The 25,033-nt window shown below is 54.9% G+C and carries 23 protein-coding genes; 17 read left to right on the top strand and 6 right to left on the bottom strand.

The features are described 5' to 3' along the window. Positions 1 to 43 precede the first annotated feature (43 nt). Positions 44 to 787, top strand: coding sequence for a TorF family putative porin (locus IEX96_RS10630; protein WP_188873899.1), 744 nt, complete (start codon positions 44 to 46; stop codon positions 785 to 787). An 85-nt stretch (positions 788 to 872) separates the two neighbouring features. Here the strand turns inward: IEX96_RS10630 and IEX96_RS10625 are convergent, their stop codons facing one another. Beyond that, a complete protein-coding gene (locus IEX96_RS10625; RefSeq protein ID WP_188873898.1) occupies positions 873 to 2,168 on the bottom strand; it encodes an acyl-CoA desaturase in 1,296 nt (431 codons plus the stop codon). 329 nt (positions 2,169 to 2,497) lie between these two features. Here IEX96_RS10625 and IEX96_RS10620 point away from each other — a divergent pair, with 329 nt between their 5' ends. Beyond that, positions 2,498 to 3,061 (top strand): hypothetical protein, encoded by a 564-nt coding sequence (locus IEX96_RS10620; RefSeq protein WP_150005450.1) that lies wholly within the window; start codon positions 2,498 to 2,500, stop codon positions 3,059 to 3,061. Between the two features lie 16 nt (positions 3,062 to 3,077). Here the strand turns inward: IEX96_RS10620 and IEX96_RS10615 are convergent, their stop codons facing one another. Further along, positions 3,078 to 3,815, bottom strand: coding sequence for a tryptophan 2,3-dioxygenase family protein (locus IEX96_RS10615; protein WP_150005545.1), 738 nt, complete (start codon positions 3,813 to 3,815; stop codon positions 3,078 to 3,080). A 181-nt stretch (positions 3,816 to 3,996) separates the two neighbouring features. On the opposite strand from IEX96_RS10615, the gene IEX96_RS10610 reads away from it, so the two are divergent. Then, positions 3,997 to 4,407 (top strand): c-type cytochrome, encoded by a 411-nt coding sequence (locus tag IEX96_RS10610; RefSeq protein WP_229773677.1) that lies wholly within the window; start codon positions 3,997 to 3,999, stop codon positions 4,405 to 4,407. Between the two features lie 115 nt (positions 4,408 to 4,522). Here IEX96_RS10610 and phoU read toward each other — a convergent pair whose 3' ends face one another. Continuing rightward, positions 4,523 to 5,278 carry a phosphate signaling complex protein PhoU gene (gene phoU, locus IEX96_RS10605; RefSeq protein WP_150005452.1) on the bottom strand — a complete coding sequence of 252 codons (756 nt, stop codon included), beginning with the start codon at positions 5,276 to 5,278 and terminating at the stop codon, positions 4,523 to 4,525. 253 nt (positions 5,279 to 5,531) lie between these two features. Here phoU and IEX96_RS10600 point away from each other — a divergent pair, with 253 nt between their 5' ends. From IEX96_RS10600 to IEX96_RS10575, 6 genes are all read left to right on the top strand, one after another. Beyond that, positions 5,532 to 6,530, top strand: coding sequence for a PstS family phosphate ABC transporter substrate-binding protein (locus IEX96_RS10600; protein WP_188873897.1), 999 nt, complete (start codon positions 5,532 to 5,534; stop codon positions 6,528 to 6,530). 159 nt (positions 6,531 to 6,689) lie between these two features. Beyond that, positions 6,690 to 7,568, top strand: coding sequence for a phosphate ABC transporter permease subunit PstC (gene pstC / locus IEX96_RS10595; protein ID WP_373293765.1), 879 nt, complete (start codon positions 6,690 to 6,692; stop codon positions 7,566 to 7,568). 41 nt (positions 7,569 to 7,609) lie between these two features. Beyond that, on the top strand, positions 7,610 to 8,512 hold the full coding sequence (pstA, locus tag IEX96_RS10590) for a phosphate ABC transporter permease PstA (RefSeq protein WP_229773676.1): 903 nt from the start codon (positions 7,610 to 7,612) through the stop codon (positions 8,510 to 8,512). Between the two features lie 50 nt (positions 8,513 to 8,562). After that, positions 8,563 to 9,387 carry a phosphate ABC transporter ATP-binding protein PstB gene (gene pstB, locus IEX96_RS10585; RefSeq protein ID WP_150005455.1) on the top strand — a complete coding sequence of 275 codons (825 nt, stop codon included), beginning with the start codon at positions 8,563 to 8,565 and terminating at the stop codon, positions 9,385 to 9,387. Positions 9,388 to 9,535: 148 nt separating this feature from the next. Next, complete coding sequence (ppdK, locus tag IEX96_RS10580; RefSeq protein WP_150005456.1) at positions 9,536 to 12,202, top strand: pyruvate, phosphate dikinase; 2,667 nt, start codon at positions 9,536 to 9,538, stop codon at positions 12,200 to 12,202. A 3-nt stretch (positions 12,203 to 12,205) separates the two neighbouring features. Continuing rightward, the gene (locus tag IEX96_RS10575; RefSeq protein ID WP_188873895.1) at positions 12,206 to 13,168 is read left to right on the top strand and encodes an ArgK/MeaB family GTPase; all 963 of its coding nucleotides are present in this window, start codon (positions 12,206 to 12,208) and stop codon (positions 13,166 to 13,168) included. Between the two features lie 9 nt (positions 13,169 to 13,177). On the opposite strand, the gene IEX96_RS10570 is transcribed toward IEX96_RS10575, so the two are convergent. Together IEX96_RS10570 and ygfZ are read right to left on the bottom strand one after the other, a co-directional pair. Then, positions 13,178 to 13,492, bottom strand: coding sequence for a DUF4282 domain-containing protein (locus IEX96_RS10570; protein ID WP_150005457.1), 315 nt, complete (start codon positions 13,490 to 13,492; stop codon positions 13,178 to 13,180). A gap of 257 nt (positions 13,493 to 13,749) precedes the next feature. Next, entirely contained in the window at positions 13,750 to 14,622 is an 873-nt protein-coding gene (ygfZ, locus tag IEX96_RS10565) for a CAF17-like 4Fe-4S cluster assembly/insertion protein YgfZ (protein WP_150005458.1), read from the bottom strand. Between the two features lie 146 nt (positions 14,623 to 14,768). Here ygfZ and IEX96_RS10560 point away from each other — a divergent pair, with 146 nt between their 5' ends. Beyond that, the gene (locus IEX96_RS10560; protein WP_150005459.1) at positions 14,769 to 16,133 is read left to right on the top strand and encodes a dihydroorotase; all 1,365 of its coding nucleotides are present in this window, start codon (positions 14,769 to 14,771) and stop codon (positions 16,131 to 16,133) included. 3 nt (positions 16,134 to 16,136) lie between these two features. On the opposite strand, the gene cysQ is transcribed toward IEX96_RS10560, so the two are convergent. After that, positions 16,137 to 16,934 carry a 3'(2'),5'-bisphosphate nucleotidase CysQ gene (gene cysQ, locus IEX96_RS10555; RefSeq protein WP_150005460.1) on the bottom strand — a complete coding sequence of 266 codons (798 nt, stop codon included), beginning with the start codon at positions 16,932 to 16,934 and terminating at the stop codon, positions 16,137 to 16,139. A gap of 136 nt (positions 16,935 to 17,070) precedes the next feature. Between cysQ and IEX96_RS10550 the strand changes: the two genes are divergently transcribed. The 7 genes from IEX96_RS10550 (at position 17,071) to IEX96_RS10515 (ending at position 24,993) form a co-directional block, all read left to right on the top strand. Further along, the gene (locus IEX96_RS10550; RefSeq protein WP_150005461.1) at positions 17,071 to 17,700 is read left to right on the top strand and encodes a histidine phosphotransferase family protein; all 630 of its coding nucleotides are present in this window, start codon (positions 17,071 to 17,073) and stop codon (positions 17,698 to 17,700) included. 243 nt (positions 17,701 to 17,943) lie between these two features. Continuing rightward, positions 17,944 to 21,024, top strand: coding sequence for a chemotaxis protein CheW (locus IEX96_RS10540; RefSeq protein WP_229773675.1), 3,081 nt, complete (start codon positions 17,944 to 17,946; stop codon positions 21,022 to 21,024). Positions 21,025 to 21,053: 29 nt separating this feature from the next. Continuing rightward, the gene (locus tag IEX96_RS10535) at positions 21,054 to 21,506 is read left to right on the top strand and encodes a chemotaxis protein CheW (protein ID WP_150000304.1); all 453 of its coding nucleotides are present in this window, start codon (positions 21,054 to 21,056) and stop codon (positions 21,504 to 21,506) included. Between the two features lie 34 nt (positions 21,507 to 21,540). Next, positions 21,541 to 21,906, top strand: a complete 366-nt coding sequence (locus IEX96_RS10530) for a response regulator (protein ID WP_150000303.1) — start codon at positions 21,541 to 21,543, stop codon at positions 21,904 to 21,906. A gap of 88 nt (positions 21,907 to 21,994) precedes the next feature. Further along, on the top strand, positions 21,995 to 23,176 hold the full coding sequence (locus IEX96_RS10525; protein WP_150005546.1) for a protein-glutamate methylesterase/protein-glutamine glutaminase: 1,182 nt from the start codon (positions 21,995 to 21,997) through the stop codon (positions 23,174 to 23,176). Continuing rightward, positions 23,173 to 24,015, top strand: coding sequence for a CheR family methyltransferase (locus IEX96_RS10520; protein ID WP_150005462.1), 843 nt, complete (start codon positions 23,173 to 23,175; stop codon positions 24,013 to 24,015). The genes IEX96_RS10525 and IEX96_RS10520 overlap by 4 nt, the downstream gene beginning before the upstream one ends. 150 nt (positions 24,016 to 24,165) lie before the next feature. Further along, positions 24,166 to 24,993: a pirin family protein gene (locus IEX96_RS10515; protein ID WP_150005463.1), complete on the top strand. Its 828-nt coding sequence runs from the start codon at positions 24,166 to 24,168 to the stop codon at positions 24,991 to 24,993. Positions 24,994 to 25,033 lie beyond the last annotated feature (40 nt).

The following is a 25,033-nucleotide window of genomic DNA, read 5'->3' as shown; positions in this document are numbered from 1 at the left end:
CTTGAACATTTCCCAACGACCTTAACCGTCCATGGAGAGCCTTATGGAACGCACAGTCCCCCTTTGCCTGAAGCCCGGCCTTTTGAACGATCATATCCTGCGCCGGTCCTGCCTTGCTTTTGTTCCCATAGCCTTTTTGTTTTCAGCATCGGCCAGTCTGGCGCAAAGCGAAGATGAAACGCCCTTTTTCACTTTTAGCGGCAATGCGGCACTGGTTTCGGATTACCGCTTTCGGGGCGTCTCTTTAAGCGATGAGGATATCGCCATTCAGGGCGGCTTCACCGTCGATACAGAGCCGGGATTTTATCTTGGCGTGTGGGGATCAAGCATCGAGAGCTTCAATGGCTCGGAAACCGAAGTGGATGTGAATTTTGGCTATGGAACCTCATGGGAAGGCTTTGATCTGAGCGCCGGTGTGACCGCCTATCTGTTTCCCGGCGGAACGGATACCGATTATGTGGAGCCTTATATCTCCGTGGGGCGCAGTTTCGGCGCTTTCAGCACCAGTTTCGGCGCCGCCTATGCCCCCGATCAGGGCAATATCGGCAGCACCGACAATATCTATCTCTATAATTCCAGCGCTTTGGCCATTGGCGACACACCCTTTTCCCTGATCGGTTCCATCGGGTGGGAGGACGGGGCCTTCGGCGATGATAAAGTGGACTGGAGCTTAGGGCTCAGTGCATCCTGGAAAAGCCTGGATTTCTCCGCAAGTTATATCGACACCAGCAAAACCGGTGACCTTCTGGATGCAACGGTGGTGTTTTCCGTTGGTGTGTCTTTCTAGGAAGGCGCGGACGGATGTTTAAAACAAAAGAGGCACCGCCGGATTGCGGTGCCCCTTTTTTAGGCCATCCTTATATGGTGATGTTTCAGCCCTTGGCGCCTATGGGTATGGGCTGCGTTTGGGCTTTCAAAGCCACATCCCGCACGGTTTCCACCATAATCTGGCGGGCGCGGTCCAGAATGTCGTTCATTGATGGTGTGTGAACAAACATGGCGCTGGCCCGGCTGCGCAAGTCTACCCCCGTGGGCAAGGCAGGCAGATTGGGAAGATGGGTGCGATGCACCAGATCATCCAGTTCCTGCCGGGCATGTTCCATCTTGTAATCAAGCTGCTGATGCCAGCGGTCGAGCAGAGCATTCATCTCGTGCTGCCAGTTTTCCACCTTATGGGAGAAATCTTCCATAGAGGCATCGAAGCTGGCCCGCTTATCCATGAATGCCTGACGCAATTCCTGGGCGATGCGATCCACCTGAAAGCTTTCCGCCAGTTCGGTAGCGGCTTTTTCCACCACGGCGCGGCCAAGGCGCTGTTCATTATGCACAACGGCTTTGGGGGGCGTTTTCAGCTCATGGACGATGCCGAAAGCGGCCAAGCCTTTCAGGATATAAAAGCTGATGTCAATCTCGTACCAGCGAAAGCCCTGACAGGCGGCGCTTTGATAATGATGGTGATTGTTGTGCCAGCCTTCGCCAAAGGTCAGCAGGGCCAGCCACCAGTTGTTGCGCGATTGATCGCCGGTCAGATAGCGGCGGCTGCCATGCACATGGGCGAGGGAATTGATAGAGAAGGTGGCATGCCAAAGAGCAACGGTGCTCCAGAAAAACCCGACCACAAGGCCCGACCAGCCGGCAAATAGCCATACAGCAACCCCAAGAGTGATGGGCGGCAGATAGCGGAAACGATCCAGCCATACCAGTTCGGGGAATTTTGCCAGATCCGGCACGGCGGCAAGATCCGTATCGCGGTGTTTGCGATCGAAAATCCAGCCCATATGGGAATAGAGAAAACTGCGGCGCACCGGCGAATGTACGTCGTTTTCGGTATCGGAAAAGCGATGATGATGACGGTGCGTTCCGGCCCACCATAAGGCACCGCGTTGCGCCGAGCTTTGGGCGATGAAGGCCAGAATGAACTGGAACACCCGCCCTGTTTTATAGGTGCGGTGTGAAAAATAGCGGTGATAGCCGCCGGTTACGCCGAACATACGCACGGCATAAAGGCTGATGGCGATCAGAATATCGTTCAGATGCACGCCGGTCCAGATGGCGGCAAAACACGCAAGATGTGCCAGAATGAAGGGAATGGTTGACGCCCATTCAATTTCGGCCTGAGGCTTGTTAATGGAGCGCTCCGGTGCACCGGGATACTGGGAAACTGTCATTGATTATCGATACTCTTTCGAAGGGGCGGGCATCGGTTGCCACGCCTTTTAGCGGCCCGAAGGGAGAGTGATCATAAAACAGCCTCCTTACGGTTCATCTACTTTATATAAGATATGGTGGTAAAAAGACAGAGAGCAACCGCAAGGGCGCGACAATCCATCACGGCTGCCGCCATTATAGTGCCATCGCTTTGGTCTTTGGTCTATGGAGCGGGCAACTGGATTGGCCGGTGGACGAATTGGGCGTATTGCGGTAAAGATTCTCAACTATGGAAATATGCTCTGCCTTTTTTGTCCGGGCGTAAGAGACCTTTGTAAAAGTGGACGTGATGATGCGGTATGTGATGATGTTCGTGATGCTGGTCGCCATTGGTACAGGTGGCTGGGGGCACACGGCCCGGGCGCAGGATTTGAACACAGATATGGTGGAGCGCTTTATTGAAAGCCTGCCCGGCATCATTGCCTTGGGGCAAAATCTGCAAGAATCCGGTCAGGCAGCAGGCTTTCAAGATGCCTTGCGGCCCACACCGGAAAGCGGCTTTACCCCTTATAGTCGCGGGGCGGCGTGGCTGGAAAACAACAGTCCTGAAAATTTCAACGCCATGATGGAGCTGGTGGAATCGAACGGCTTTTCCGATGTGCAAAGCTGGGCGCGGACCGGCGATCAGGTGATGGCGGCGTTCATGGCAACGGAAATTGAAACCATGTCCCCCGAAAGCCGCCGCATGGCCGAGCAGGTCTCGCCAGAGATGCTGGCGCAAATGCCCCATGGTGTGCGCGAGCAGATTGAAGGCATGCGGGTTGTGTTGGACGCGGTCAAACAAGTGCCGCAAGCGCATATCGACATTGTTCGACCGCTGATTCCCCTTTTGAAAGAGAAAATAGGGAACTGATTTTTGCTTAGGGGTGTCAGTGACCGGAAATGCTGTCCCTGATCACTCCATAGCTGCCGCCCCAGCTATCGGTCATTTCATTGCGGATTTGCCATAGCTCGGGGAAAAAGCGGGTGCGTAATCCGTCTTTGAGCAGTTCCACGGATCGTCCTTTCAAAGATTTGGCATCCATGCCGATGGACCGGTGGATCAACTGGATATGATGATAGCGGAATTTCTGGAACAATTCATCGAATTCGGTGAAGGCTTCCGCCACCATATAGGCATCCCCATGGTCGTAGCCGCTGTTATAAATGGCTTCCACGCTTAGGCCTTTTTTATCCAGATAGGCGCTTTTGAAGCTGTTCCATAAATGCCGGGGCATTTTTAAAAGCGTGCGGAACCCCGGGGATTCCTGACCGGACCCATTGCCCAATTGCAGGCGGATTTCCTGATATTCCTTGGGCGACATGGTTTCCAGAAGGGCCAATTGGTCGGTCATCATCTGCATCAACAGATGCACCCTGCGAAACAATGTAAGCACACGGTTGGTGTTGCATTCGGCCAGATAGTCATCAATGTCCAAAAGCGTGTAGGCCATCAGTTTCATCCACAGTTCTTCCACCTGATGAACGATCTGGAACTGCAATTCATCTTTATTGCAAAAATCTTCGAAGGTTTTTTGTGCTGTCAAAATGGTGGGGGTGTTGAGATATAATTCGTAATCCAACGTTCCTGTTCCAGCCATTTGCTCATAGAATTCTTGCCGGTCCATGGTATCTGCTCCTTTTTCGCGCTGATGGCTCAGCTTGGAAAATTGCTCTTTCCAGCGGGCCGCGCGACAATACACCGCCTTAATATCGTGCGGTTTCCATGCCATGACCTTGCCTCTATGGCGCCTTAAGGACAAGGTGTGTCAGAACGCGTCTGAACGAAACGTCAAAGGAGAAGAACCTGTGTTTGAATGGAAGCGGACTGCAGCTCTGGCACCGATTGCTTTGTCTCTTGGTTTTTTAGGGGCTTTGCCCGGACCGGCTTTGGCCGATGGGGATGCCGATATTGGTGCCAAGATTTTTCGTCGCTGTCAGGCCTGTCATACGGTGAATGAAGGGCAGCATCGGGTTGGGCCGTCGCTTTATGATGTGGTCGGGCGCAAGGCAGGCAGTGCGGAAGGCTTTACGCGCTATTCCGATGCCATGACCTCATCAGGGATCACCTGGACGGAAGACACCCTGTCCGCTTATCTGGAAAATCCCAGACAATATATTCCGGGAAACAAGATGGCTTTCCCCGGTTTGCGCAAGGAAGAAGACCGCGACAATGTGATCGCCTTTATCGAGCGCGCCTCGGATAAAGACGACGATTGAGAAGGCTTAACCGCAAAAGCGCGCCTGCATGATGGGGCGCGCTTTTTCGTGTTTATGGACCACAGCCATTTTTAAAAGCCCGTGAAAGGGCAAGGAGCCCGAAATTCGGGCGGTCTTATTGGGGGCTGTCTTTGCTGTGCTCGGGATCGGCAACGGCCGAAGGGCTCTCACTGTCCCCCACAGATGCAAAAGAGGTCATGTCGCCTTTGGGGCGGGTGTCCTCCAAAGCCTTTCCTTCCACCGCGAAATAAATCACTTCTGCAATATTGGTGGCCTGATCGCCAATGCGTTCGATATTTTTGGCGATAAACAGCAGATGTGTGCTTTGGGTAATGGAAGAGGGCGACTCCATCATATAGGTCAGCAGTTCGCGGAACAGGCTGTTATAAAGCGCATCCACCCGATCATCGGAGCGCCATACCTTCACGGCCTTTGCAGTGTCTCTTTCCACATAGGCTTCCAAAACCTCGCGCACCATGGTCTGGGCTTCTTGCGCCATGCGCGGGATTGTCAGGGCAGGCTTTACCGGCGCGGCTTCCGAAATTACCGTGACGCGCTTGGCGATGTTTTTGGCAAAATCGCCGATCCGTTCCAGCATGCTGGCAATTTTGAGCGCCGAGACAATATCGCGCAGATCATCGGCAACCGGGCTGCGCCGCGCGATCATTTGAATCACATGGTCATCGGCTTCCAGTTCCAAAGCATCCAGCTTTTTATCCATCGCGATCACCAAGGCCGCAGCCTCCGGGTCGCGGGCGGACAGGGCTTCGATGGCTTTGGCCAGCTCCTGTTCGGCCAGCCCGCCCATCTGGGTGAGAATCGCCTGCAAATGATTGAGTTCCTGATCATATGCCTGAACGGTGTGCCGCATAGAGTTTCCCTAGCCTTTCATAAAATGATCCGGTGAGCGACAGCGCATCTGTCATCGCCATGGTCACGCTAAGTCACGAATATCAGTCTATCTTTACGCTATTGGGGCATGAAGTCCAATCGCACTGTCACAAATCTGAAATATAATCGTAAAGTTCATGACATATGCCACCGGCAACGTTCCTTCCACATGGAAAGGGATGGCGACATGCGGAAGATCGTCAGCGATTCCTGATCAAATAAGGATTATGGCTATGAAATATGGTGCAATCGCTTTGGGTGCGGCTGTTCTTGCCACGATGTCCGGGGGCGCTTCGGCCCAGAATCTGGTGAAAGTGGATGGATCAAGCACGGTCTTTCCCATCACGGAAGCGATGGCCGAAGAATTTCAGATCGAATATCGCGGCAAATACCGCGTGACGGTAGGGGTTTCGGGCAGCGGCGGGGGCTTCAAGAAATTCTGCCGCGGGGAAGTGGATGTGACCAATGCCTCACGCCCTATCCGACCATCTGAAGTCGAGCAATGCCGCGAAAACGGTATCGAATTCATGGAACTTCCAGTGGCGCTGGACGCCCTTGCCGTGGTGATCAATCCCAAAAACGATTGGGTGGATTATCTGACGGTGGATGAGCTGAAAAAGATGTGGGAGCCCGACGCACAGCGGAAAATCAATAATTGGTCGCAGATCCGCGAAGGCTTCCCCGATAAATCTTTGGATCTGTTCGGCGCCGGGGCCGATTCGGGCACCTATGATTATTTTACGCAGGCCATTGTCGGCAAAGAACATGCAAGCCGGGGCGATTATACCGCCAGCGAGGATGACAATGTTCTGGTGATGGGCGTTGCCAATACGCTTGGCGGTTTGGGCTTTTTCGGTTTCGCTTATCTGAGCGAGAATACCGACAAGCTGAAGCCGGTTCCCATCAAATATAAAGATGCCGATCCGGTTCTGCCATCCATTGAAACAGCGAAAAACGCCACCTATCAGCCGTTGTCTCGCCCGCTTTTTGTTTATGTAAGCAAGACGGCGGCGGATAACCGCGAAGTGGTACAAAAGTTCGTGGATTATTTCCTCGACCCTGAACTGGCTCCCGAACTTGTGTCTGAAGTCGGCTATGTTCCGTTGCCCGCCGAAGCCTATGATCTGGCGCGGAAAGCCTTTGATGATCGTGTTACCGGAACGGTTTTCGAGAATGGATCGCAAATCGGTATTTCCATCGAAGACTTGCTTCGAAGCGAACGATCTCGTTAAGACAGTCGGCAAAGAGTGACGAAAAGGGTCGAGGTACGCTGCCTCGCCCTTTATCTGTTTGGTATGAATGGGGGCAGGATCTTTTCAATGGCTGATCAAACTGTGGCGACAAATGGAGCGCTGGATGCGGGGGGCGTGCGCATCGACCCCGGCTTTTTGATGCGCCGACGCGTCAAGGATTTGCTGGCGCGGTTCATTCTGTTTCTTTCTGCCAGCGTTTCGGTGTTCGTAAGTGCGGCGATCGTTTATATCCTGATCTCTGAATCCCTGAGCTTTTTTGAAGTGGTATCCATCTGGGATTTTCTGACCGATACCCAATGGACACCTTTGTTCACCGATGCCCATTACGGTATTTTGCCCTTGCTGTCGGCGACCCTGATTGTTTCTGGCATCGCATTGTTGGTGGCGGTGCCTGCGGGAACCGTTCTGGCGGTATATCTGAGTGAATATGCCCCCCCGAAATTGCGTGAAGGGCTGAAGCCTGTTCTGGAGCTTTTGGGCGGTGTTCCCACGGTGATTTACGGGTATTTCGCGCTGTTGTTCGTAACCCCCATGCTGCAAACATTCATGCCGGGACTGAACGGCTTCAATATGCTGGCGCCGGGGCTGGTGATGGGGGTGATGATCCTGCCCTATGTGGTATCGGTGAGCGAAGATGCCATGCGTGCGGTGCCCGATACCTTGCGGGAAGGGGCTTATGCCTTGGGCTTTTCCCGTTTTCATACGGCCGTTCGGGTGGTAATCCCCGGAGCACTTTCCGGGATTACGGCGGCTTATATTCTGGGCATGTCGCGGGCCGTGGGGGAAACCATGGTGGTTGCCATTGCAGCCGGACAGAACCCGAATTTCACCCTTGATCCCACCGAAGGGGCCGCCACCATGACCGCTTATATCGTGCAGGTCAGCTTGGGGGATTTGCCCCATGGCTCCATCGGGTATCAAACCATTTTTGCCGTTGGGCTGACCTTGTTCCTGATCACCTTGCTGTTCAATATCGCCGGTTTCTGGCTTCGTCGCCGCTTCCGTGAGGTTTACTGATCCATGCGGGTTCACCAAGAGATCGCCAGAGGATAATGGCCATGAAAAGCTATTCGCAGATTGTACAGGGCAACAAACGGACGGATGCGACCTTTGTGGCCGCTGGTCTGGTTCTGCTGCTGATTGCCATGCTGACGCTGTTGGCACTGATTTTTGATCTGGCATCTCAGGGGATCCCCCGCCTTAGCTGGGATTTTCTTACGAATTTTCCATCCCGCAGAGCAGCCCGGGCCGGTATTTTATCGTCCTGGGTGGGTACCAGTTTGGTGATGATCGTGACCGCCGCTCTGGCCATTCCCCTCGGTGTGGCCGCCGGTGTGTATCTGGAAGAATATGCTCCCAAAAACTGGGTGACGGATGTTATCGAAATCAATGTCACCAATTTGGCCGGTGTGCCCTCGATCATCTATGGGCTTTTGGCGCTGGGACTGTTTGTTTATGGCCTGAATATGGGGCAAACCGTTCTGGTGGCAGGCATGGTTTTGGCCTTGCTTATTCTGCCCATTGTGATCGTGGCCACCCGTGAAGGGATTCGCAGCTTGCCCCAGTCCATGCGGGAAGGCTCTTATGCTTTGGGTGCGGATCAGTGGCAAACGGTGTCGCGCCATATTTTGCCAAGCGCCCGTCCGGCCATCCTCACGGGGGCCATTGTGGGCCTGTCTCGCGCCATCGGGGAAACCGCGCCGGTGATCACGATCGGGGCCTTGACCTTCATCGCTTTCTTGCCCCCTTCGCCGGTGCAAGACACGATCCCGTTCATCAATTTCGATTGGCTGGAAAGCCCGTTCTCCTTGTTGCCCATTCAGATGTTCAACTGGATTTCCCGGCCTCAGGCATCGTTCCATGTGAATGCGGCGGCGGCGGGTCTTGTGCTGCTAAGCATGACGTTATTGATGAATTCCGTAGCCATTTATATCCGCTATCGCTTGCGTAAGGTGCTGTGATGACCGTAGATCCCAAGAGCCCCACAACTTCCGAGAGCCAGAGAGGCAGCATGAACGATTTGAATCTGAGCCAGCTTGTGGAAGGCCGTGGTGATGCGCAGGCCGAAACAGGAAACGCCTTGCGCGCCGATGTGCAGAATCTGAATTTCTGGTACGGCGATTTTCAGGCGTTGAAAGGCATCAATCTGCCGGTGCATGACAAAAAGGTCACCGCTCTGATTGGGGCTTCGGGCTGTGGTAAAAGCACGCTCTTGCGCTGCTTTAACCGAATGCACGACCTGTATCGCAACAACCGCTATGACGGGGCCATCAATCTGTATCCGGAAGGCGATAATATCGTTGGCCCGAAAACCGATCCCATGCTGATTCGCCTGCGGGTGGGGATGGTGTTCCAAAAGCCCAATCCTTTCCCCAAATCCATTTACGAAAATGTTGCTGCCGGCTTGCGTATTCGCGGCATCAACAAGCGGTCTGTGCTGGATGACAAGGTGGAAGCTGCTCTTACCGGTGCGGCCTTGTGGACAGAAGTGAAAGACCGCTTGGGGGAAAGCGCCTATGGTCTTTCGGGTGGTCAGCAACAGCGTTTGTGCATTGCCCGCGCCCTGGCCCCTGAGCCTGAATTGTTGCTTTTGGATGAGCCCACATCGGCGCTTGATCCCATCGCCACCGCCAAGGTGGAAGATCTGATCGAAAAGCTGGCGGATACTATCACCATTTTGATCGTTACCCATAATATGCAGCAGGCAGCCCGGATTTCCGATCATGTGGGCTATATGCATCTGGGCGAAATGGTGGAATTCGATCTGGCCAGCCGTATTTTTGTGAAGCCACAAAAAGAACAGACCCGGGCCTATGTCACCGGTCGATTTGGCTAGGAAATCGCGTTTTTTCCCGACAATTTCTGCATTGCGGCAATTTTCTTTGTCGAAGGTGGGGACAGAGCGCCTTGAACGCGCTATGGAAGTCACAGCCCTGTGACAAATGCAGGGTGGAGTTTCGGTGCAGAACGGGAACGCGATTGCCATGACACAATGGGTTTATTCATTCGGGGATGGCGCGGCTGAAGGCACGCGCGATATGAAAAATCTTCTGGGGGGCAAGGGGGCCAATCTGGCCGAAATGTCATCCATAGGGTTGCCGGTACCGCCGGGATTTACCATCACCACCGAGATGTGTGGTTGGTATTATGACCATGGCGGGCGCTATCCCGATACGCTTGACGAACAGATCTCCAAGGCCCTTTCCCGGATTGAAAACAGCGTTGGCGCGCGCTTTGGCGATGCGGAAAATCCTTTGCTGGTATCGGTCCGGTCCGGTGCCCGGGTGTCCATGCCCGGCATGATGGATACGGTGCTCAATCTGGGCCTTAATGATAAAACGGTGGAGGGCTTGGCCAAACGCTCTGGCGATCCGCGCTTTGCGTGGGATAGCTATCGCCGCTTCATCCAGATGTATGGCGATGTGGTGCTAGGGGTGGCGCATCACCTGTTCGAAGAAGCCCTTGAAAATCTGAAACTCGATAAAGGCGTGGATCTGGATACCGATCTGGATGCGAATGATTGGCGCGATCTGGTAGAGATTTACAAACAGGAAGTGAAAACCCATCTGGGCAGGCCCTTCCCGCAAGACCCGCAAGAGCAGCTTTGGGGGGCAATTTCCGCCGTTTTCGGGTCGTGGAAGATCGACCGCGCCAAAGTATATCGCCGTTTGCACAATATCCCCGAAGATTGGGGCACCGCGGTGAATGTACAGGCCATGGTGTTTGGCAATATGGGCGAAACATCGGCCACGGGGGTTGCTTTTACCCGTAATCCTTCCACCGGCGAGCGGATGATATACGGCGAATTCCTGATCAATGCGCAGGGCGAGGATGTGGTGGCGGGTATTCGTACCCCGCAATATCTGACCCGTGAAGCCCGCGAAAATGGCAATAGCGCCAAACCCTCTATGGAAGAAGCCATGCCAGAGGTGTTTGCGCAATTGAAGGGCGTGTTCCAAACGCTGGAAACCCATTATCGGGATATGCAGGATATCGAATTTACCGTCCAGAACGGCAAATTGTGGATGCTGCAAACCCGGTCGGGCAAACGCACGGCCAATGCCGCTTTGAAAATCGCCGTGGATATGGTGGCGGAAGGGCTGATTACCGAAGAAGAAGCGGTGATGCGCGTTGATCCGGCGGCTCTGGATCAATTGCTGCATCCCACCCTGGATCCCAGTGCCCAGCGCGATGTGATTGCCATTGGTTTGCCGGCGTCCCCGGGGGCGGCATCGGGCACGGTGGCTTTCACCGCCGATGAAGCGGAAGCCCGCGCCAAAGAAGGCGAGGCGGTGATTTTGGTGCGTGTGGAAACCAGCCCGGAAGATATTCATGGCATGCACGCCGCGCGCGGTATCCTGACCTCACGCGGGGGGATGACCAGCCATGCGGCCGTGGTGGCGCGTGGTATGGGGCGTGCCTGCGTTTCGGGTGCCGGTTCTTTGCGGATCGATGTGAAAGCCGGTGAAATGACCGTGGGTGGCCGCACCATTTATCGCGGCGATACCATTACCATCGATGGTGGTACAGGCGAGGTGATGGCCGGGCATGTGCCCACCTTGAAAGCGGAGCTGACCGGCGATTTCGCGTCTCTGATGGAATGGGCCGACCGTTATCGCACCATGGCGGTGCGCACCAATGCGGACACTCCCCATGATACGGAAACGGCGCGTAATTTCGGTGCGGAAGGCATTGGCCTGTGCCGGACCGAGCATATGTTCTTTGAGGGGGACCGCATCATTGCCGTGCGCCAGATGATTCTGGCCGAGGATGAAGAGGGTCGCCGCCGGGCATTGGATAAATTGCTGCCTTATCAACGACAGGATTTCAGCGAGATTTTCCGCATCATGCGCGGCCTGCCGGTCACCATCCGCTTGCTGGACCCGCCCTTGCATGAATTCTTGCCGCGAGAGGAAAAAGAATTTTCCGAAGTGGCCATGGCCATGCATGTGAATGCGGAGCATTTGCGCCGCCGAGCGCTGGATCTGACGGAAGCCAATCCGATGCTGGGCCATCGCGGTTGCCGTTTGGGCATTGCCTATCCGGAAATCTATGAAATGCAGGCGCGGGCGATTTTCGAGGCGGCACTGGCCGTGGGCGAGGAATTCGGGGCCACCATTACACCGGAAATCATGGTGCCGCTGGTGGCCACGGAATCCGAACTGGCTTTTCTGCGCGAGCGGATCGAAGCCGTTGCGGAAACCGTGTTTGAAGAAAAAGGCCAGCGTCTCACATATTTGGTGGGAAGCATGATCGAATTGCCGCGTGCGGCCCTGACCGCCAATGAAATTGCCCGCAAGGCAGATTTCTTCAGCTTTGGCACCAATGATCTGACCCAGACCACCTTTGGTATCAGCCGCGATGATGCGGGCGGATTCCTGCCGCTTTATGTGGAGCACGGGATCATCACCCGCGATCCGTTTGTATCCATCGACCAAAAAGGCGTTGGCGAATTGGTGCGGATCGGGGCCGAGCGCGGGCGCGAAACCACGCCGGACCTGAAATTGGGTATTTGCGGTGAGCATGGTGGCGATCCCGATTCCATCACTTTTTGCCAAAGTGCAGGGCTGGATTATGTATCCTGTTCGCCGTTCCGCGTGCCCATCGCCCGTTTGGCGGCAGCGCAGGCGGCCTTGAAGGCAGGGCGCTGATCCATGGCCGGGGCGGCGTCTCTTGATGCCGTGCGCCGGGGAGGTAAAGTGGCCTTGGCGCAGGCGCTTTCCGATCTGGAAAGCGCCCCGGATGCCCGTGCTACCTTATCGCTTCTGGATGCGGCCTATCATGCGCCGAAGGGCCATGTCATCGGGCTGACCGGCCCGCCCGGCGTTGGAAAATCCACCTTGGCCGCAGCCCTTGTGCGCCATTGGCGCTCTATGGGCGAAAGCGTGGGGGTTGTCGCGGTTGATCCATCGTCGAAAATTGGTGGCGGATCGCTGTTGGGCGACCGGATGCGCATGGCCGCAAATCCCGAAGATCAAAATCTTTTCATCCGGTCCATGGCTGCTGGCGGGCAGTTGGGCGGATTATCGGAAAGTGCGTTTCCCGCCATTATCCTGATGCGCGCCTTGTTTGATCGGGTGCTGGTGGAAACGGTGGGGGTCGGGCAATCGGAAACCGATATATCCGGCGTGGCGGATAGCGTGGTGTTTTGCGTTCAGCCCGGTTCGGGGGATAGCCTGCAATTCATGAAATCCGGCATTATGGAGGTGCCAGATATGTTCGTGGTTACCAAGGCGGATCTGGGGGACATGGCGGCCAAGGCGGTGGCGGATCTGGAAGGGGCTTTGTCTTTGCGGCTGCATCCCGGCGATTGGGATGCAAAGGTGTTGCAAGTCTCGACTCTTGATCCGGGTCTGGGTATCGGCCCCTTGATCGCCGCGCTTGATGCCCATGAACATTGGCTAAAGACGCAAGGACGGCGGGATCTTAAACGCCGCGATCAAATGAGAAGCTGGGGCCATACCAATTTGCTTTTGCATATTGGGCGCGATGGTCTGGCTGCTCTTTCGGAAAAGTCGCTCAGGCAGCTGGACGGCGAAACGCCGTTCCAAAGTCTTTATCAATTGCGGATTTCGGTGCAGTTTCAAAGCCGTGAAACGCCTTCTTCCCCGGATTAGGGGCTGGCCTTATGGCTGATCCACAGGCGGTGGCAAGCGGTCGCGGATTTCCGACAGCCGATCATGGATGCTGAAAAATACAATATAGATTTCCATGATAATGCGCCAAAAAAGCACCCCAAGAACAAAGCCGATAACGCTTAACAGCATTTGTCCAAAGCCGGCACCCACATTGTGGCCCATGACCACAAAGCTGGTAAAGAAGGTGATCAGGGAGCCAAGGCTGATGAACGCCAGCCCGATCCAGTAAACCACCTTGATAACCGTTGGCGCGATCATCCGGTCGAAAGACAGAAATGTTTTCAGATTGATATCATGAGACATGACCGACCCCTTTCCCCATAAAGGTGAAGTGGATCATATTTTTATTTGAACGTCAACTTTACGTACAATATAGACGTTCGTTTTGAGACTGGTTAATCCATGAGCACATAAATGCTCAGGATCACCAATACAGCAATGACGGCCATGATAAGCAGCCGTTTATCGCCTTTTCGCATGGCGTCTTTGCGGGCTTTTTTGTTTGTCATAATGCTTCCCCAAAACAGATGCCTGTTATGGGGCGAAGTCTAGGCGGTGTTTCAAAGCCCGTCCAGCCATGATGGGTGCCGCACCGTTACCGCCTTGCCATCGGCCATCAATGCGGGGCCTTCAAGAGCCTCCATGCGCAAGAGGGCAATGGCTGCATTTTTATGGCTGGACCGGATGTCTCCTACGGTTTTGCCATCCTGTTCGATGGCCGTGCCGCTTTGTGGTGCGTCGCCGTCTATTTCGATGGGCACAAGGCGTTTGCGCACCTTGCCGCGGTGTTTGGTGCGGGCGGTCAGTTCTTGTCCCACATAACAGCCCTTGGAAAAATCAACGCCATTGAACACATCCAGATTGGCTTCCAATGCCAAAGTTTTTTCCGGCACAAAGTCGCGGCTGCCGTCGGTCATGCCCCGGCTCAGGCGGAGGCTTTCATATGGCTCCATGCCTTGATCGGTGAAGATCGTTGCCTTTTGGGGAAGAATGGCGCGCCAGCCCATTCCCTGATCGCGCGGATCGCAATAAAGAACCCCGTCTTCAAAGGCTTTCGCAGCGCCTGCCTTTGCCAAATCGCCAAAAACGGAATCATCGCGCTCGGTGCGGGGAATGGCCCATAGGGAAAAATCGTCGGACCGGTCGGTGATTTCGGCTTTTGCCCGCAGCCGGTACATCATCAATCGCCTGATCAGGTCGGTTTTGCGGCTCGATTCACAATCGAACAACAGGGCGTCTTGATGGGCTGTGATGAAAAAATCGAACAGCATTTTACCTTGCGGCGTTAAAAGAGCTGCATAAAGGGCGCGATCCGGCCCTACGGCAAAGATCGTATTGGTTAAAATGCCTTGCAGAAAATCCCGGCTATCGGGGCCTGTGATGCTCAAAACAGCGCGATTGTGCAATTTACAAGCGGCAATGGGCGTGGGCATGGGGGCTTCCTTGGGGTTTTCGGTTGGGGCTCACAGTTAAGCCTTCGTCGGGGCGATGTGAAGGGGCGAAAATATCCTTGCTTGAGGCAAAAGGGCGATCAGGCTAGACCCAAGGACAACCGCGTCGGAGATTAAGGGAACAGCCCATGAGCCAGACCGTCGATTTATGTATCCGCAATGCAACGCTCGTATCGCATAACGGGATCGGGAAGGCGGATGTGGCGGTGCGCGATGGCCGTATCGTCGCCATTGGTGATCTGAAAGGCACTTTGGCCGCGCAGGATATGGATGCAACCGGGCTTCATCTTCTGCCCGGCGTGATCGATACCCAGGTGCATTTCCGTGAACCGGGCAATGAACATAAAGAAGATCTGGAAAGTGGCAGCATCGCCGCCGTGATGGGCGGGGTGACGGCGGTATTTGAAATGCCCAATACCAAGCCGTCCACCTCTACGGCAGAGGCCTTGGCGGATAAGGTATCGCGCGCCCGTGACCGCATGTTTTGCGATTTCGCCTTTTATGTGGGGGCAACCGGCGACAATGCAGCGGCACTGGCCGCTTTGGAGCAAGAAGAGGGGTGCTGTGGCGTCAAGGTGTTCATGGGCTCGTCCACCGGCGATCTTCTGGTCAGCGACGATGCGGCTTTGCTGCGGGTCCTGCAATCGGGGCGCCGGCGGGTGGCCATCCATGCAGAAGATGAAGAGCGGCTGAATGCACGGAAATCCGTGTGTCGGGCCGATGATCCTTCCAGCCATCCGGATTGGCGCGATGTGCAAACGGCACTTTTGGCGACAAAGCGTATTGTGGGCTTGGCGCGCCGGGCCGGGCGGCGCATCCATGTACTGCATGTGACCACGGCAGAAGAAATGGCGTTTCTTGCTGAAAACAAGGACATCGCCAGCATCGAAGCCACACCCCAGCATCTCACTTTGGCAGGGGAAGACTGTTATAAGCAACTTGGGACCTATGCCCAGATGAACCCGCCCATTCGTGAGGCACGGCACCGCGACGCCTTATGGGAGGCGGTGGCCGATGGTCGGGTGGATGTGATCGGCTCGGACCATGCGCCCCATACGCGGGAAGAAAAGGCCAAAGCCTATCCGGCATCACCATCGGGCATGCCCGGCGTGCAAACGCTTTTGCCTTTGCTTCTGACCCATGTGGCGCAAGGCCGGTTAAGTTTGGAACGGCTGGTGGATCTGACCAGCCATGGGGCCAACCGGTTGTTCAATCTGCGCGATAAAGGCCGTCTGGCGGTCGGTTTTGACGGGGATTTCACGCTGGTGGATCTCAAGAAAAGCTGGACAGTGGAAGAAACCTGGCTTGCCGCCCGGTGCGGGTGGAGCCCTTTCACCGGCATGCAGATGACCGGCAAGCCCACAGCCACCATTGTGCGCGGCCGGATCGTGATGCGTGAAGACGAGCTTGTGGGGACAGCGGGCGGCCGTCCTGTCCGCTTTCAGGAAACGATCCGCCCGCAAGGTGATGAAGCACTTATGAAACGGGCTTGAAGCTTACAGGGCTTCGGGCCGGGTGTTTTTATCGCCCCAGGCCAGGAAGAAACCGTTTTTGAAGCCGGGCTTGTAATAGCCGAAATCGGCACCTTGTTCATCAACCATACGGCCACCTGCCGCCAAAAGCACGGCATGGCCCGCGGCGGTATCCCATTCCATGGTGGGGCCAAGGCGCGGATAAATATCCGCCTCTCCGGTGGCCACCAGACAGAATTTCAAGGAGCTGCCGATGGAAACCAGCTCCGCATCGGGATATTTCGCCAGATAGGCATCGGTTTCGGCATTGCGGTGGGACTTGCTGGCGACGATTTTCGGTTGCGAAGGGCAGGGGCGGGTGCTGATGGCGCGTTTTTCGGTGATCTGGTCCTCGCCGGATATGACCGCCTGCCATGCGCCTTTGTCTTGTTCGCCCACAAACAGCCGTCCATTGGCCGGGCAATAAACGATGCCAAAGGTGGGAGCGCCATTTTCAATCAGGGCGATATTGACCGTAAAATCCTGCCCGCCCTTCAAAAATTCTTTGGTGCCATCCAGCGGGTCCACCAGCCAGAAGGGGCCATCTACCTGGTCGGGTAGCCCCCCCGCTGCGGCTTGTTCTTCGGCGATGATCATCACATCGGGTGTTAGTTCTTTAAGAACAGCCAGAATCACCCGTTCGGCGCGTTCATCCGCCAAGGTTACCGGAGATTTATCGTCTTTGGTGCGTACGGTGATCCCGGCGCGGGCCACGGCCATGATTTCATGCCCGGCTTTGATACACACATCAATGAGGGGATTTGTCAGGGCAGTTTTTTGCATGGCGAAGTCCTTGAAGGCTGTCGAATGATTGAAATTGGCTATGAAAGTGGATGGAGTGTTGTAGAATCTTGTTCCAAGATGCAACAACCAGATAATTTTACGCGATGCGTGCCAGTTTATTTCGGGGGAGAGTGGAATGTCGTCGGTCAGTTTTGCGGCATTGTTATGTTCACGTTTGTGCCATGATCTTGTCAGCCCTGTGGGGGCTTTGTCCAATGGTCTCGAGATTTTAGCCGACGAGCATGATGATGCGATGCGCGATCAGGTGCTGTCGCTTTTGGATCAAAGCGCCCGCCAAACGGCCAACCGACTGCAATTTTTCCGCCTGGCCTTTGGGGCTGGCGGCGGATTTGGACAAGTTGTCGATCCCAAAGAAGGGGAAAAGGCGTTAAATGCCTTTTTGCAAGATTCCAAAATTACATTGGAATGGAATCTCGGCCTTCAGAATATGCCGAAAAATGCGTTGAAGCTGCTTCTTAATTTGGCCCTTTTGGCCGGAGAAGGGCTTATTCGCGGCGGGGTGATCCGGGTGGAGAGTTCGCCGCATGAAAACGGGCATTTGCTGGAAATCACCGCATCTGGCCCGCGGCTCATCTTTTCCGATGCCTGTCGTGCCGCTTTGGAAGGGCGTCTTGATGAAGACGCGCTGGAACCACGCACGGCACCGGCCTATTTGGCGGGAATTGTGGCAAAAGAGTTGCCCACGAAGCTGGATGTTGAAATGCCGACAGCGGAAAAGATTATCTTTCGCGCTTCCTTTATCTAAAAGACGGCTTTTAAGGCTGTTTTTTTGTGAAATCGGGCAGGGCACAAGACCGGCGTTCCGGCTTGGTCTGCCCGATTTCGTGTTTTCACGGATTCGTGATTTTTGTCTGGTTTATGTCTAATATTTTACAGCTTTTTAATTGTTTGCGGCGATTTTGAAGAACGCTGAAAATCTCTCCTTTCCCTGTCATGGTGGGGGAGAGCACCAAGGATCGCTCGTCTTCTCGTCGCAAGGATATGCCGTATGGATGATCTTCTTAATGAGTTCCTGACCGAAACCGCAGAAAGCATTGATGTTGTTGATGTGGAATTGGTGAAATTGGAGCAGGATCCAAATAACAAGGAGGTCTTGGATAATATTTTCCGTCTTGTGCACACCATCAAGGGGACCTGTGGTTTCCTGGGGTTGCCACGGCTTGAATCTGTTGCCCATGCATCGGAAAATGTTCTTGGGAAGTTCCGCGATGGCGAGCTGAGCGTTACCCCGTCTGCGGTGACGGTGGTTTTGGAAAGTCTGGACCGGATCAAGGAAATCCTCAGCGGGCTTGAAGCCACAGAGCAAGAACCGGAAGGCGATGATGGGCCGCTGATTGGCAAGCTGGATCAAATTGCCGAAGGCGGAGAGCCGGAAGCAGCGGCAAAGCCGGCATCCGAACCGGATCTGGAAATCGTGCCAACCCTTGGTCGGGCCTTGAAGCCGGGCGAAGTGGCGCTGGATGAATTGGAACGCGCCTTCATGGAGGCGCCCGGCCCCGATGATGATGTGGCGGCCAATGATGACGGGCAGGCGGTTTCTGCGGGCAATGAAAGCGCTGGCGGTCGCCTTTATGAACGGGCAGGGGGCGATGATACCATTGCCGTTATGGCACATCTTTTAGCCAAGCGTTTGCCCCGCCATGCAAAGCTGGGCAGCTTTTTTGAAGGCATTGATGACAATTTGCGCCAAGCGAAATTTTCCGGCCTTTTGACCTCTTTGTTCAAAGACGATGAAAACGCGGCCAACAATGTGATGGCTTCGATCATATCGGTGCCGGGCTTCGGGCATGAAGAATTCGATCTGTTCGCTGCAGAAGCCAAAGCCGTTTTTGAAGAAGTGCGGCTGGCCAATGATGTGCGCGACGATGCGGCCATGTGTCTGGAATTGATCCGCGATGCTGCCCTTGAAGGATCGCGTAAGAATGCGCCGTCCCAAAAAGAGACCAAAGCCGCTGCAGGGGCCGCGAATGAAGATGCGGCCCGTGGCGGTTCCGTGGAAAAACGCACGTCGCAATCCATTCGTGTGTCGGTGGATCTTTTGGAAGATCTGATGAATATGGTCAGCGAACTGGTGCTGACCCGCAATCAGCTTTTGCAGATGGTGCGCGAAAAGGAAGACAACGAATTTACCGTCCCCATCCAGCGCCTGTCGCAAACCACCACCGAATTGCAAGAAGGGGTGATGAAAACCCGCATGCAGCCCATTGGCAATGCCTGGGCGAAGCTGCCGCGTATCGTGCGCGATTTGGCCGTCGATCTGGATAAAAAGATCGAGCTGGATATGCGTGGCGCGGAAACCGAGCTTGACCGGCAAGTGCTGGAACTGATCAAGGATCCGCTCACTCATATGGTGCGCAATTCCGCAGATCATGGCATCGAAACCCCTGCCGAGCGCGTGGCGATGGGCAAGCCGGATCATGGCACCATCGTTTTGAATGCGTTCCATGAAGGCGGGCATATCATCATCGAAATTCGTGATGATGGCCGTGGCATTGCCGCCAACAAAATTCGCAAGAAAGCGTTGGAAAAAGGGCTGGCAACGGACGCCGAGCTGGACGATATGTCCGAAGCGCAGATCCAGAAATTCGTGTTCCATGCGGGCTTTTCCACCGCTGCGGCTGTTACCAGTGTGTCGGGGCGTGGCGTTGGCATGGATGTGGTGCGAACCAATATCGAAAAGATTGGCGGCACCATTGATATGACCTCGGTAGAGGGCAAAGGGACCACGTTCCAGATCAAGATCCCGTTGACCTTGGCCATTGTGTCGGCCCTGATTGTCGAAGCCTCCAGCGAGCGTTTTGCCATTCCGCAAATCAGCGTTCTGGAGCTTGTGCGGGCCGCGGATGGCAGCGACCACAAGATCGAGCGGATCAAGGATACGCCGGTTCTGCGCTTGCGTAACCGGCTGTTGCCGCTGGTCTATCTCAACAAAATCCTCGGCTTCGATTCATCGGAAGGGAAAGGCGAAGACGCCGCGTCCGATGATTTCATCATTGTCTCTCAGGTTGGCGCCTTCACCTTCGGGATCGTTGTCGATCAGGTGTTTGATACCGAAGAAATCGTGGTGAAGCCTGTTGCGCCGATCTTGAAGGATCTGTCGATCTATTCAGGGAATACCATTCTGGGCGATGGCTCTGTGATCATGATCCTTGACCCCAATGGTATTGCCGAAAATGCCAGCTCCAGTGTGGCTGGCGAAAACAATGCGGTCGAAGAAAAAACGATGGTGGAAAATCTGACCATCAATGATGAATCGGAATCCTTGCTGTTGTTCCGGGCTGGCGAAAATAGCCGCAAGGCTGTTCCTTTGCCGCTGGTGGCGCGTTTGGAAGACATCGAGGTGGACAAGATCGAAATGTCCGATGGCCGCCATGTGGTGCAATATCGCGGGGCCTTGATGCCGATCGTTTTGGCCGATGGTTTGACCGGGCTTCGCACGGAAGGCCGTCAGGCGGTTCTGGTCTTTACCGATGGCGATTATACCATGGGTCTGGCGGTGGACGAGATCCTCGACATCGTGGAAGACCACGCGGAAATCAAAATCGTTTCGGGCAAGCCGGGCATGATCGGATCGGCGATCATTGGCGAAAAGGCCACAGAAGTGATCGATGTGGCCTATTATCTGGCGCAAGCTTTTGATGATTGGCTGAAATCGCGGGATCAGAACACCGATGTTGCCCCCACGCGCGGCACCCGTGTCTTGCTGATCGACGACAGTGCCTTCTTTAGAAATATGTTGAAGCCCTTGCTGAAGGTGGCGGGCTATAGCCTTGTTTGTGTGGATCATGCGCAAGCGGCTTTGGATTTGCGGGAAGAGGGCGAAACATTCGATCTGATCATTTCCGATATCGATATGCCGGGCATGGACGGGTTTGAACTGGCGCATATTCTGAAAAAGGATGGCCGTTGGGCCGATACCCCGTTGGTTGCCTTGTCCAGTTTCTCAAGCCCCAAACATCTTGAGCGCGGACGGGCTGCAGGCTTCAACGATTATATTGCGAAATTCGATCGGAAGGCGCTTTTGGAAAGCCTGTCTCAGCAGATCAAGCTGCATGACGATGCGGCCTGAATTGAATTACATTACAAGGAGGACTGAGAATGGCTTCTTCCCTTGGGCATGAATTTGTCACGATGCGCCTTGAGGGGCAGCTTTTGGGGATTCCCGTATTGGCTGTTCAGGATGTGTTGAGCGCGCAAAAGATTACGAGCATTCCTTTGGCTCCGGGCTGGGTGGCTGGTGTTTTGAACCTGCGCGGGCGTATCGTCACGGCCATCAATATGCGGGAACGCATGGGCTTTGGGCCGCGTGCCAATGGTGGTAAGGATATGAGCATTGTTGTGGAATTCCACGGCGAGCCATATAGCTTACAGATCGACAGAGTTGGCGATGTGCTGAATCTGGAAAATGAGACGATGGAAAAAAATCCGGTAACCATGGACCAGCGGTGGAGAGAGGTCAGCCGGGGAATTTATCGTCTTGATGGGGAATTGCTCGCAATCCTTGACGTTGAAAGGGTTTTGGGCAGCGCAGAAGGCGCGGTGGCGGCATGATTATGTCGGCATTTTATGGAAACGGAGCTGGTCTATGAAATCCTGCCTCGTGGTTGATGACTCGAAAGTCATTCGTCGAGTCGCACGGCGTATTCTTGAAGAACTGGATTTTTCCATCGAAGAGGCCGTGGATGGCAAGGATGCTTTGGGGGCCTGCGAACGGATGTCGCCCGATGTGGTTTTGCTGGATTGGAATATGCCGGTCATGGATGGCTTGGAATTTCTGAAGCAAATTCGGGGGCGGTCGGATCTTCGTCAGCCTGTGATTGTATTTTGCACCACTGAAAACGATATGAACCATATTCGCCTAGCGATGGAAGCCGGGGCTGATGAATACATCATGAAGCCTTTCGATCGTGAAATTATCGAAGCCAAATTTGCTCAAGTCGGATTGATGTGAGCCAGCCGGATGTCTGCCTGTGTCAGTATCGTTGAATAGTTCTGTTCGTTCTTCGAAAGCCGGTGAAACGGCTGCGCCCTTTCGTGTTATGGTGGTGGACGACAGTGCCGTTATCCGCGGTTTTTTAACGCGGTATCTGGAAGAAGACGGCACGATTAAAGTGGTTGCAACCGCATCAAACGGTTTGATGGCGCTGCGATCTTTGGAAACGGCGAAACCGGAAGTGGTCGTCCTCGATATTGAAATGCCGGTGATGGACGGCATGACGGCCTTACCCAAAATTTTGGAAGCCGACCCACAGGTGAAAGTGGTGATGGCGTCCACGCTGACCCGCAAGAATGCGGAAGTGTCCCTGCGTGCCTTGCAGATGGGGGCCGCCGATTATGTGCCCAAGCCGGAAACCACGCGGGCGGTGAATGCCAATATCGATTTCCGCCAGGAGCTGGTGGAAAAGGTAAAGGTTTATGCGGCGGCACGGCGGCGGACGCGGCGAGAGGATATGCCCGGCGGCAAAGTTCCCGGCGGTGTTCCGTCTTTGCGGGAAGGGGCGGCGAAAGCACCGGCACCGCGGGCGCGGGCCAATTATACGGTGGTTGCACGGCGCAGCGAGGATGCGGCCCCAAAGCCCGTGCGGATGGCTGCCCCGAATGGGGAGCGGCAAATTGTTTTGCGGCCACCTTCCAAAAGCAAACCCGATATTCTGGTGATCGGGTCTTCCACCGGCGGTCCGCAGGCTTTGATCAAGCTGATCGGTGGCATCAAGGATGCGGTCCGGTACACCCCGATTTTGGTGGTGCAGCATATGCCGGCCACCTTCACATCCATTCTGGCGGATCATTTAGGACGGGCATCGGGCCTTCCATCCTCGGAGGCGCAAGATGGCGACCCTTTGCTGCCGGGGCGTGTTTATGTGGCGCCGGGCGATTATCATATGACAGTGCGGCGTGATGGAGCCCGGACGGTTTTGGGGCTTGATCAAAACCCGCAAGAGAATTTCTGTCGGCCGGCTGTGGACCCCATGTTCCGCAGCGTGGCTGGTATATTTGGGGCACGGGCATTGGCGGTGGTTTTGACAGGTATGGGACATGATGGTTTACGCGGAGCGCGTGATCTCGTCGGGTCTGGTGCCACGCTGATTGCACAAGATGAAGCATCGAGCGTTGTATGGGGAATGCCGGGAGCCGTGGCAACGGCAGGATTGTGCAGCGCAGTGGTGCCGCTATCGGACATGGCGGGGGTCATCGTCAAAAGCCTCGGAGGCGGCCTATGAAACCGCAAGATTTCGATTTCCTGAGTAGTTTATTGCGGCGCCGGTCTGGCCTGACTTTAAACCCGGACAAGGTGTATTTGCTGGAATCCCGCTTGACGCCTTTGGCGCGTCGTTCGGGCATGGAAAGCCTCGATGGTCTGATCGCAGAGTTGCGGAAATCCGCATCTGAACAGCTTATGCGTGATGTGACCGAAGCGATGACCACCAATGAGTCCTTCTTCTTTCGGGACCGCACGCCGTTTGATTTGTTTCGGGATCAGGTGCTTCCCATGTTGCGTCAGCGCCGTGCGGCGACCAAAAAGGTGCGGATCTGGTGTGCTGCCTGTTCAACGGGCCAGGAACCTTATTCCCTTGCCTTTGTGTTGAAGCAGCAAGAGGCGCAATGGCGCGATTGGAAATTCGAGATTATCGGTACCGATATCGCGCGTCCGGTTCTGCAAAAAGCCAAAGAGGGCATCTATTCCCAATTCGAGGTGCAAAGAGGGCTGCCGATCCAGCTTTTGATGAAGCATTTCAAGCAGGAAGGGGATGTGTGGCGCTTGTCGGAAGATATTCGCAAAATGGTCACCTTCCGCGAATTCAATCTTCTGGATAATTTCGCTGCCCTTGGGAAGTTTGACGTGATCTATTGCCGGAATGTGCTGATTTATTTCGATCAGTCCACCAAATCCAATGTGCTGGAACGGATGCGGAAAATCTTGCCCGATGATGGGGCCTTGTTCCTTGGCGCTGCGGAAACGGTTTTGGGGATTACCGATAAATTCCGTCCGGTACGGGGGCAGCGCGGCATGTATCTGCCATCTGATGCCGACCAGAATCTGATGGCACCGGCCAGCTAAGGCCGTTGCTTCAAGCGGAACAGGCTGCACTTCGCGGCTTATTGTTTCCCTGTGGGAAATTGTTTGTGCGGATATTGGCTCTCCTAAGCACTGATTGAACCGATTATATTATCTCTTGCTGTAAATGAAGCCCCGGCCGGAGATTGAAACATGGCTTACCGCACCGTTTTCAAACATATTCGCCCAAGACCTGTGAGCGATGGCGCAGGGGTGCGCATCAAGCGCCTGATCGGTACGCCGGATCTGGATCATGTGGATCCGTTTTTGCTGGTGGATGAATTCGGGTCGGAAGACGGGGCCGATTATATCAAGGGCTTCCCCCCACACCCCCATCGCGGCATTGAAACCGTTACCTATATGCTGGCGGGCCATATGCAGCATCAAGACAATCAGGGCCGCTCTGGCGATTTGGGGCCGGGCGATGTGCAATGGATGACAGCCGGACGGGGCATTATCCATTCGGAAATGTCGCAACAGGAAAATGGCCTGATGCGTGGCTTTCAGATTTGGGTCAATCTACCCGCCAAGGATAAACTGTGCGCGCCGCGTTATCAGGATATCAAAAGCGACGACATTCCGGTGACAGAGCCGGTGCCGGGCATAAAGGCGCGGGTGATTGCCGGGCAATTCAATGGCCTTGTCGGTGCGGTTACGGGCATTGTCGCGAAACCTTTGTATCTGGATTTATCCTGGGAGGCAAAAGGCGCATTGGAGATAGCTTTGCCCCATGATCACAGCGCCTTGTGCATTGTTTGTGAAGGCAGCCTGTTGGTGGCGGGCGATAGGGTGCCGAAGGGTGATCTTGCGGTTCTAAGCGCAGGCGACGGGGTGCATCTTGAGGCAGAGGCCGGAACGCAAGCCTTGCTTTTGGCCGCGCAGCCTTGGCATGAACCCATCGCACGGCATGGCCCCTTTGTGATGAACAGCCGCGCTGAATTGGTACAGGCTGTGCAGGATTATCAGGCAGGCCGGTTCTAGGGCGCAAACCCGTAATGGCGGCCATTATGGGTTTGCAGCC

The sequence above is a fragment of the Iodidimonas muriae genome, from assembly GCF_014647255.1.
In the GTDB taxonomy this organism is placed as follows: domain Bacteria; phylum Pseudomonadota; class Alphaproteobacteria; order Sphingomonadales; family Rhodothalassiaceae; genus Iodidimonas; species Iodidimonas muriae.
This window is presented reverse-complemented; position numbering and strand designations above follow the sequence as displayed.